Origin of the sequence: Cecembia sp., from assembly GCF_007126775.1 — a bacterium.
In the GTDB taxonomy this organism is placed as follows: Bacteria; Bacteroidota; Bacteroidia; order Cytophagales; family Cyclobacteriaceae; genus Cecembia.
Map to the genome: position 1 here is coordinate 1 of NZ_SLAP01000129.1, position 7,135 is coordinate 7,135.

Here is a 7,135-nt window from a genome sequence, read left to right on the forward strand (position 1 = left end):
AGCATTGTCGAGGGATTTTGAAAAGCCACTGCACGTCAGAAAGGTGAATATGGATCAATTTGGTGTATTTGGATTTCTTTTTACCGAGACCAACAAGGGTTTTGAGCAGGAACTGACCGATATTCTCCACTCCGCTCTGACCAAGTATATGGTCTTGAAGGAGTTTTCAAAGTAGGTAACAATTTGGGAGGGTTCAGGTGTTCAGGGTTCAGGTGTTCAGGGTTCAGCTTGCTCCGAAGTATTTCGGAGGGTTAAGGGTTGACGGTTAACCAGTTCATTGTTAACGATTTAACGTGTTCAGCGTTCATGAGTTCAGGGTTAACAGTTAACGAATCAACGCCTAAGGTTCATGTGTTCATGGTTCATGTGTTCCTCGATTACTTACAAGATTCGTAAATCACTTGTCCGCCATGGCAGATCAAGCTTTGAACGACTAGGCCGTAGCGGATTTGAATCTATTCCTCATTCCACATTTTCCCTTCATTTTCCTAAATTTACGCCTTCAAACCGACACACATGAACGAATTCCAGGGCACCCGCATCAATAAATATCTCAGCGAGGTGGGGTATTGTTCCAGAAGGGCTGCGGACAAACTGATAGAAGAGGGTAAAGTTACGATCAACGGTAAGGTTCCCGAAATGGGTACCAAAATCCAAGAAGGAGATGAGGTAAGGGTATTGGGTAAATTGATTTCTCCGCCCAAAGAAAAACATGTATACATTGCCTTCAATAAACCCGTGGGCATTGTCTGTACCACAGATACCAAGGCAGAAAAAGACAATATCATCGATTTCATCAACCATCCTAAAAGAATATTTCCTATTGGCCGCTTGGACAAACCCAGTGAGGGATTGATCCTTTTGACAAGTGATGGTGATATTGTGAATAAAATTCTGAGGGCAAAAAACAACCACGAGAAAGAATATCTGGTCACAGTGGACAGAATGATAACCAGAGATTTCATCTATAAAATGGGCAATGGAATCCCAATTTTAGGTACGGTTACCAATAATTGTGAAGTGGAAGCTTTGGGAAAATACAAGTTCAGGATTGTACTTACACAGGGGCTCAACCGTCAGATCCGCCGCATGTGCGAGTATCTGGGTTACAATGTCACCAAACTGAAGCGGATCAGGATCATGAATATACCCTTGGATCTGCCCATTGGCCAATGGAGAGATTTGACAGAAAAGGAAATGATAGAAATCAACCGGCTATTGGCTGATTCTACCAAGACCCATGATGACAATGCCAATTGAATGCCTGTTTCTTTAGATTATTAAGTCTTGATTTTTTCTTTCATTTAGAAAAAGGTGACGAAGAATATCTCCAAAAAGATGAAAACGTTTAACCTTAACGCTTTTTAAGAAAACGTTTAAGACTTTTTTAGAATTAATTTTTCTTGAAATGCCATTTTTTGAAGATTTTTATTTTAAATATCAGAGGTATGAAAGCTAAACCAACATTTGAAAAAACACTGCAACCTGCTTTAGATTTATCTATTTGCATCCCATCTGCTTATCGTTTGGGTTTTGAGAAAAGCGTTAAGCTTTTAGAACAATCAGATAAGGAGAAAAACAGATCGCAAATATGAAAGCAAATTCATTTGCTGATTCCGAAAGCAAATCAACCTGAAGGGAGATTTAAGGTCAATTGTAATGCCTCTTCCACCAATAAAATGGCCCAACGCTATACGCAAGGCTATTCTTTTGCAGAGGAGGAGAGGACGGAGCCTGTCTGCCGAACAGGCAGGCGTTAAAGATTAGTCCGGTGGACTAATCTAGCGACGGGCCAGGATGCAGGGCTGCTCCCTCCTCCTCAAGCAAAAAAGGCTGAGCAAATGCTCAGCCTTTTTACGCAGAGGAGGAGGGATTCGAACCCCCGGTACCTTGCGGTACAACGGTTTTCAAGACCGCCGCATTCGACCACTCTGCCACTCCTCTAAAATCCAAAAACGAATGCTATTTTATCCGTTTTGGATTGCAAATGTAGACACTTCAAACGAATTTACAAACGATGTCCCAGCAAATTTGTAAGCCTTATTTTTTAATCCCCTGATAATCTGATCTATTATTTGTAGGTTTCTTTAAACCCACAAGTGCTTGCCATTTTTTTTAATTTCTTTTTTTGCAATAACCAATGGCCTTAGTATCTTAGTGAGTCCTTTAAACCTAAACTATTGATGTTGACATACAATTTGTTGTATCTCCTTATATTTTTCTTCACCGCTGACAATCAACATGTTAACCTTCCCCCGACTCAAAACCAATTAGTAGAGGAAACGATTCCAGAATCAAAACCCAGACCAAAAATTGCCATAACTTTTGACGATGGCAACACTGCAGATATGCCCGGGCTGAGCTTGGATGAATGGAATGGTCAGATTCTAAGCCATTTGGATCGCTTTGGGGCCAAGGCGATCTTTTTTGCAACTGGTGGACAACTCAATAGTCCAAAAGGCAGGGCAATGCTCCAAGACTGGAACGATAATGGACATTGGATAGGAAATCATACCTATAACCATCCAAGCCTTAATCATGAGCAAGTCAGCTTGGAATATTATAAAAATGACTTTTTAAAAAATGACCCCTTTCTGGCCAGGTATTCCAACTATGTGTCCCTATTTCGCTTTCCTTACCTGAAAGAAGGGGATACCAAAGAAAAAAGGGATGGGTTCCGTTTATTCCTTGAACAAGAAGGCTTTAAAAACGGTCATGTAACCATTGATGGGTCTGATTGGTATATCAATAGCCGCCTTTTAAATAGAATGAAACGCAACCATCAAGCTGACATCACAGACTTCAAAAACTGGTATGTACAGCACCATTTGGAAAGGGCAAATTTCAATGATAGCCTGGCCACAGTACTTACCGGACGCAAAATCAAGCACGTGCTGTTACTGCATCATAATTTGGCAGCAAGTTTATTTTTAGATGATCTTTTGGATGCTCTGGTAAATGAAGGTTGGGAAATAATTGACGCCATGGAAGCTTACCAAGACCCCATTTACAACCACTCTCCCCAAACTTTGCCTGCCGGTGGTAATTTTCTGAGGGCATTATCCAAAGAGGCTGGCATTTATGGCAAACTCTTTGCGCATGCACCCGAAAAAGAAGGTTACCTCAAAAATGAAATGGATAGGCTTGGCCTTTAAACCATAAAATATCAGGATAGAATATAATTCTAGCACCTTTCGTAAAAACTTATTCTTTTTTTTAGACAAAATTAACATTCTTTAAAACTAATATGTTACATTAATTGTGTCACTAAAAGTTTGGCCTATTAGATGAAAAAACTTAATGATATACCTGCCATTCTCCTTATCGATGAGGAAGAAATAGTCAATATGATCAATAAAACGGTCATCAGAAGGACAGGATACCAGGGAGAAATTATGGCATTTCAATCTGGACAGGAAGGCTTTAACTTTATTGAAAAACTAGTCTCACAAAACGGTCCAACAAAACATCCCTATTTATTGCTCCTGGACCTGAAAATGCCAGGTTTTTCCGGTTGGGATTTTTTAAACAAATTTTTATCATTGAAAGAATCTGACAGGAAACAATTTAAAATCGCTATTCTGACTTCTTCTGACAAGGAATCCGATATAGAAGAATCCAATAAATACAAGGAAGTGTTACAATTTTCCTTTAAGCCATTGACCAAACATTCATTTTTAAAAATCATCGACGCAATACAAAACTAAAATAATTGGAAAATAGTCATTTTTCCTACTTTGCTACTAAACTACATATTCCACCAATAAGTGAACTTCAATGCAATAGACCTGTCCTTAGCATAAAAAGGTGCAGGAAGATAATTGTCGGTAAAAACCAGGAAAATATCAGATGCGGGCTTAAATCGCCATTGCAAGCGCGTATTTAAATTAATATTCTCTATCTGCTCATTGTATTGCACAAAAGCTGTCACAAAGAAGGTATTGGTCAAAGTAAGATCAAGCCTGGGACCAATAAGCCAAAAATGGGTAATACCCCAAGTTTCCGGTAAATGGATTTCATTATAATTGGCATTGAAGGTCAAACTGAAATAAGGCTGAAACCTGTATCCCAACTCAGCCGCCATATTGTACCTTTTCCCATCTGCAAAATAGCCCCCAAACCTCGAAGAAAATGCATAAGTGAATATACTCTGCGGCTTGGAGCTGTATTCTGAGCCCCAGGCATACCAAGTATGTTCCGTCCCTGCCTCTAAGGTTTCGCCTGAGAAATTGGTAGGATCAAAAGGGTTTAATAATTTGATATAATCCCTTGCTCCCCATATAACCAAGTTACTTTGAGATCTGAACCTAATACGGTAAGACAACCAAGTTTCATTGTCCGTCTGCTGAAAATCCGTATCAAAAAACATTCTTGAATTCAACTCTGGGCCATGACTCAGTATCTTTTTGCTTTTGGGAAAAAAGAGATAGCCCACAGAGGGATGCGTTTTATAAAAACCAGTCCTGGGCACAAATCCTACTTCAGCCGTGTAATTTTCCGATACATATTCTTGCTGCCAGTTCCAATATAGGTTTCCACCCGTGTACCTCAGGTTGGCCGCATGTGCCAGCCCTCTTCCACCCTCTCTTGGATTAAATGACTTCAAAACCATGGCTTTTCCGGTCCATAAATTATTGGAAGATGCCAGATTGAATTCCATCCCCACATTTCTGTCATAATCCGGTTTATCCAAATTGGAAGGTCCTCTGAACATACCAACCTGCCTATTCACAAAAATAGCTCCGATATTTGATCTAGAAAAAACCCTGCGCTGCAGAGAAATTACTGAAAAATTTTGTGCGTCTATCCCTGATGCTTCTACTTGGCCAGTCTGCATATTCATCGCACCTATCCTCCAATCTTTATTGATCCTGCCACTCAACCTTGCCCCTGCCTGAAGCGGAGCATTCAGGCCGATCCTTCTTGAAAAAAAAGGACGGATTGTTTCAAAACCGAAATTGGCAAATAAGTCTCCATTTTCAAGAAAAAACTGCCTCCTTTCCGGAAAAAACAACTCAAAGCGATCCAAGTTGGTCACCTGTCGATCCACTTCCACCTGGGAAAAATCAGGATTGACCGTAAGGTCAAGGTTCATGGAAGACCCAAGCCCTATTTTGGCATCCATCCCATAGTCGTATCGGTATTCAGCGGGTAACCCTTCACGGACATTACGCCGCATACCTCCCAGCCCATAAGGAATCAAGGAAATATTCGGACCGGCCGCTGGAGGTGGGTTATCCCATACCAAAACACCCGTGTAAGCAAGGGATGCTGATGGGAATTGTCTGGGGACAGGTGCCCATCCAGATTTTTCGGTGGTTTTAAGGTCTAAACGGCTGAAATTGATCCCCCATTCTTTGATTCCATGCTTGTATCTTATAGACTTAAATGGGATCGCTGCTTCAAAAATCCACTTATCCTCGTAATTTCTAACTTTGGAGACCCATTTGTTATCCCAACTCAAATCAACCCTTCCACCATCAAACATGATCCCGTCCCATTGTGCGCCGGCAGCATTGGCACCGAAGGAAAACCCATTCAGCTGATCATCAAAAGGATCCATGAAAAGGAGAAAATTATCATTTTTCCCAAAATTAAAATCCCTGCGAAGAGATTCCACCATGTAAGGCCCTTCCAAGGCATGGTAATTGACAACCATCAAATAAAGGTATTTGTCATCATAGGCCATGCGCACATCAGTTCTGACTTGGGAGTAGCTTGTATCCATTGGCGTAATCATAAAAAAATCCGTGGCTACCTCAGCATCCATCCAGGTTTGCTCATCCATCAAGCCATCAATACTAATCGGATCAACCGCCTTGGTAATATGTAATCTATAGTCGGAATTGATTTTTTGAGCGAAAGCTGTAAGCTGAATTCCCATGAAAAGGAAAACGAGGATAAGCGCTTTTTTCATGCTGCTGGGTTATGCCTATTTTGGGTCGCTCAAAATTAGCCAAAAAGGATAACTTCCCTTCATTTATTCCTTTAAATGAGGCTATCTGTTTAAGAAAGGAAGAATGATGGTAACAAAAGTATTATGTGATCATTTCAGAATGCCGCATCCCAATTGAAATACCTGCTCCTGTAACACTGCATAGCGGTATCCCCTAACTTTGCACTCAATTTGTAATTGGCAACAGCCCCAACACCTGCGCCAATTATGGGAATCAATTGGGCCAATTTGGCCAGATCCATATAATCCCGGTATTCTAATTGAAAAGCTTTCCAATCAAAAGCATCCAATCCTTCAGGGAACTTCTCCTGATAAAGTTCCCACTTTTCTACAATCTCGACTGTAATGTTCCTCGTCTCCTGACTGGCAAAAGTAAGTTTAAAAATGTAGAGCATAAACAAGCGCTCTTTGAAATCACGAACATCATAACCATAAGCTGCAGCAATCTCAAATAGCATTTTCATTTTTATACCTAAAAAGGCGGGGAAATCAGCCAACCCCATCAAAATACCTCCCGCACCTGTAATCGCTCCCTCTGCTGAAGCTGTACGGGTATATACTTGAATGATTTTCTTAACTTTGACCTCTCGTTGCAATAAAGAAATAGCCGGAAAAGGCTTAGGCGTGATGTACTTCGTGCCAAACAACACTCCCTTCACCATATTTTCAATAGCAAAAGTAATCACACGGTGTACCTTTTCCGGTATCAAATCATTGATCATTCTTTGGGTACCCTTGGTTAGCTTATTCACCAATGAAGGCCCTTTCTTTGTTTTCATTAGCCATGCAACATATTCTGCCAAAGCTATCTCGTCATAAAATTCTGTAGGGCCGGTAGTCAAATTGAATCATTTAAATCCTGTAACCCGAATTAACGATATAGAAAAGAAAAGATGAAGAAACTTAGCCTAATTTTTGTAAATATTTCTCCCCAAGGTCTCTCACTAAAATAACGTTGCCCTCTCCTGTATCCAGATAACCATATTCAAAACAAAACCAAAAGCATTTGGCATCTGAAATTTGAAAGTGATGGGTATGGTATTTGAAATTAAAACCCATTAAAGACAACCTATTTTTGGAAACCTTTAATTTTTCAACCCCATCCTTCAAATTATTGGAAATAATTCTCCGGTTCCTCATTAGAATATTCCGGATTACCACCACCTCATCTTCTGTGTC

The 7,135-nt window shown here is 40.4% G+C and carries 8 protein-coding genes and 1 tRNA gene; 5 read left to right on the plus strand and 4 right to left on the minus strand.

The features are described 5' to 3' along the window. The first annotated feature begins 516 nt into the window (after nucleotides 1-516). From rluF to QZT73_RS08850, 3 genes are all read left to right on the plus strand, one after another. A complete protein-coding gene (gene rluF, locus QZT73_RS08840) occupies nucleotides 517-1,260 on the plus strand; it encodes a 23S rRNA pseudouridine(2604) synthase RluF (protein WP_291778992.1) in 744 nt (247 codons plus the stop codon). A 188-nt stretch (nucleotides 1,261-1,448) separates the two neighbouring features. Beyond that, nucleotides 1,449-1,595, plus strand: coding sequence for a hypothetical protein (locus QZT73_RS08845; RefSeq protein ID WP_291778994.1), 147 nt, complete (start codon nucleotides 1,449-1,451; stop codon nucleotides 1,593-1,595). A 12-nt stretch (nucleotides 1,596-1,607) separates the two neighbouring features. Next, a complete protein-coding gene (locus QZT73_RS08850; protein WP_291778996.1) occupies nucleotides 1,608-1,760 on the plus strand; it encodes a hypothetical protein in 153 nt (50 codons plus the stop codon). Nucleotides 1,761-1,859: 99 nt separating this feature from the next. Here the strand turns inward: QZT73_RS08850 and QZT73_RS08855 are convergent. Beyond that, a tRNA-Ser gene (locus QZT73_RS08855) sits at nucleotides 1,860-1,944 on the minus strand. Between the two features lie 239 nt (nucleotides 1,945-2,183). On the opposite strand from QZT73_RS08855, the gene QZT73_RS08860 reads away from it, so the two are divergent. After that, nucleotides 2,184-3,155, plus strand: coding sequence for a polysaccharide deacetylase family protein (locus tag QZT73_RS08860; RefSeq protein ID WP_291779000.1), 972 nt, complete (start codon nucleotides 2,184-2,186; stop codon nucleotides 3,153-3,155). Nucleotides 3,156-3,287: 132 nt separating this feature from the next. After that, on the plus strand, nucleotides 3,288-3,707 hold the full coding sequence (locus QZT73_RS08865; protein ID WP_291779003.1) for a response regulator: 420 nt from the start codon (nucleotides 3,288-3,290) through the stop codon (nucleotides 3,705-3,707). A 41-nt stretch (nucleotides 3,708-3,748) separates the two neighbouring features. On the opposite strand, the gene QZT73_RS08870 is transcribed toward QZT73_RS08865, so the two are convergent. From QZT73_RS08870 to QZT73_RS08880, 3 genes are all read right to left on the minus strand, one after another. Then, entirely contained in the window at nucleotides 3,749-5,917 is a 2,169-nt protein-coding gene (locus QZT73_RS08870) for a DUF5916 domain-containing protein (protein WP_291779006.1), read from the minus strand. Between the two features lie 134 nt (nucleotides 5,918-6,051). Beyond that, nucleotides 6,052-6,798: an EcsC family protein gene (locus QZT73_RS08875; protein ID WP_291779009.1), complete on the minus strand. Its 747-nt coding sequence runs from the start codon at nucleotides 6,796-6,798 to the stop codon at nucleotides 6,052-6,054. A gap of 61 nt (nucleotides 6,799-6,859) precedes the next feature. Further along, a partial coding sequence (locus QZT73_RS08880) for a DUF2116 family Zn-ribbon domain-containing protein (RefSeq protein ID WP_291787696.1) occupies nucleotides 6,860-7,135 on the minus strand: 276 nt, incomplete at its 5' end.

What these genes read in the sequence shown, in the direction of transcription:
- QZT73_RS08860 (WP_291779000.1), top strand. Translation starts at nt 2,184, where the DNA reads ATGTTGACATACAATTTGTTGTATCTCCTTATATTTTTCTTCACCGCT.
- QZT73_RS08865 (WP_291779003.1), top strand. Translation starts at nt 3,288, where the DNA reads ATGAAAAAACTTAATGATATACCTGCCATTCTCCTTATCGATGAGGAA.
- QZT73_RS08845 (WP_291778994.1), top strand. Translation starts at nt 1,449, where the DNA reads ATGAAAGCTAAACCAACATTTGAAAAAACACTGCAACCTGCTTTAGAT.
- QZT73_RS08870 (WP_291779006.1), bottom strand. Translation starts at nt 5,917, where the DNA reads ATGAAAAAAGCGCTTATCCTCGTTTTCCTTTTCATGGGAATTCAGCTT.
- rluF (WP_291778992.1), top strand. Translation starts at nt 517, where the DNA reads ATGAACGAATTCCAGGGCACCCGCATCAATAAATATCTCAGCGAGGTG.